This window comes from Leifsonia sp. KNZ12-8B (assembly GCF_056755495.1).
Genome location: NZ_JBPGXM010000229.1, coordinates 1 through 2,325 on the forward strand (window position 1 = coordinate 1; position 2,325 = coordinate 2,325).

The window sequence follows — 2,325 nt, forward strand, 5'->3', positions numbered from 1 at the left end:
GGCGGCGACCGTCCGCAGCGCGGCGGTCACGGCGGCGGTCGCCGGGCCCTGCGCGAGCGGGGCGCGCAGCTCGGCACCGCGGGAGGCGGTCACCAGCTCGATCGCGAGCACGCGACCGAGCCCGTCCAGCGCTCGCCGCAGCTTGCGCGCCGCAGCCCAGCCCATCGAGACGTGGTCCTCCTGCATCGCCGACGACGGGATCGAGTCGACGGAGGCGGGGGCGGCGAGCCGCTTGAGCTCCGACACGATCCCCGCCGCGGTGTACTGCGCGATCATCAGCCCCGAGTCGACGCCGACCTCGTGCGCGAGGAACGGCGGGAGGCCCTGGTTGCGCGCAGGGTCGAGGAACCGGTCGGTCCTCCGCTCCGACATGCTGGCCACGTCGGCGACGACGATCGCGAGGAAGTCGAGCGCGTACGCGACGGGAGCGCCGTGGAAGTTGCCGTTCGACTCCACCCGCCCGTCGAGGGTCAGCACCGGGTTGTCGATCGCGGCGGCCAGCTCGCCCTCGGCGACGAGCGTCGCATGCGCGAGGGTGTCGCGCGCGCCGCCGTGCACCTGCGGGGCGCAGCGCAGCGAGTACGCGTCCTGCACGCGCGTGCACTCCGGCCCCTTGTGGCTGGCGACGAGCGGCGACCCGGCGAGCAGCGCGCGGAGGTTGCCGGCCGACACCGCCTGTCCGGCGTGCGGCCGCAGCCGCTGCAGGTCGTCGGCGAACACCGCGTCGGTGCCGAGCAGCGCCTCCACGCTCATGGCGGCGGCGATGTCGGCGGTGACGAGGAGGCCGTGGAGGTCGTGCAGCGCGAGCGCGAGCATCCCCAGCATCCCGTCGGTGCCGTTGATGAGCGCGAGGCCCTCCTTCTCGGCCAGCACGACCGGCTCGATGCCGGCATCGGCCAGGGCGGTGGAGGCGTCGAACAGCTCACCGCCGACCCGCACCCTCCCCTCGCCCATCGCCGCGAGCGCGCAGTGGGCGAGCGGCGCCAGGTCGCCCGAGCAGCCCAACGAGCCGTACTCGTGCACGACCGGAGTGATCCCGGCGTTGAGGAGGGCGGCGTACGTCTCGACCGTGCGGCGCTGCACGCCGGTGCGGCCGGTCATGAGGGTCGCGAGCCGCAGCAGCATGAGGGCGCGCACGACCTCCCGCTCGACCTCCGGCCCGCTGCCGGCGGCGTGCGAGCGGACGAGGCTCGCCTGGAGCTGGGCGCGCCGCTCGACCGGGATGAAGGTCGTGGCCAGCGCGCCGAAGCCGGTCGAGATGCCGTAGTGCGGCTGGGGGTCGTCGGCCAGCGCCTCGATGAGGGCGCGGGAGGCGGCGACGGCGTCGAGCGCGGCGGGGTCGAGGACGACGGGCGCGTCGTGGCGCGCGACGGCGACGACCTCCGCCACGGTGAGCGGGCGGGCGCCGACGGTGACGGCGGCGGTGGTGGCCGCCTCGTCGGGCGCGGGCGCTGGTGACGGGATGGGGGAGGCGGTGTGGAGCATGTCTCGATGATGCGACGCGGTGCCGGGGTCGCGCGCCACCGCTAGGCTCCCTCCTGTCCGGTATCCCAGACGAGAGGGCGGCGCCGATGAGCACGGGAAGCGCGAGCAAGGTCCCCGCCGCGGAGAACACGCTCCGCATCCTCGGCCACCTCGCCGCGCAGCGCGGCCCGGTCCCGGCGGCCGGTATCGCGTCCGCCCTGGGGCTGCCGCGGTCGACCGTGTATCACCTGCTCGCGGTGCTGGCCGAGCACGGCTTCGTGCTGCACTTCCCGGAGGCGCGGCGCTACGGGCTCGGCGTCGCCGCCTACGAGCTCTCCAGCGCCTTCTCGCGGCAGCAGCCGCTGAGCCGGCTGGGGCGTCCGATCGTCGCGGCGCTGGTCGACGCGCTCGGGGAGTCCGGCCACGTGGCGGTGCTGCACGGCCGCGACGTCGTCTACATCGTGGAGGAGCGGGCGCCGCGGCGGCCGCGGCTGGTCACGGATGTCGGGGTGCGGCTCCCCGCCCACCTGACCGCGAGCGGGCGGGCGCTGCTGGCGTCCCTCCCGGCCGAGCAGCTGCGTGCCCTGTACCCGGACCGGGACGCGTTCGAGGAGCGCACCGGCGCGGGACCGCACTCGTACGCGGAGCTGCGCCGGCTCGTGGGGGAGGTCCGCGCGCGCGGCTACGCGACGGAGGACGGCGAGGTCACCCCCGGCTTCGCCTCCGTCGCCGTGTCGGTGCGCGACCACGCCGGCTGGCCGGCGGCGGGCGTCGCGGTCACGGTCCCGCCCCAGAACGTGCCGCCCCCGCGGTGGGGGGCGCTGGCCGCCCGCCGGCCCCACCCCCCCCCCCAGCGCACCC

The 2,325-nt window shown here is 76.4% G+C and carries 2 protein-coding genes; one reads left to right on the plus strand and one right to left on the minus strand.

What is annotated here, in order from left to right; translation table 11 throughout:
* Positions 1–1,485: histidine ammonia-lyase (gene hutH / locus ACR9ZG_RS18665; protein WP_481286342.1), on the minus strand; the 1,485-nt coding region annotated here is incomplete at its 3' end.
* 86 nt (positions 1,486–1,571) lie between these two features.
* Here hutH and ACR9ZG_RS18670 point away from each other — a divergent pair.
* The coding region (locus ACR9ZG_RS18670; RefSeq protein WP_481286343.1) for an IclR family transcriptional regulator at positions 1,572–2,325 on the plus strand (754 nt) is incomplete at its 3' end.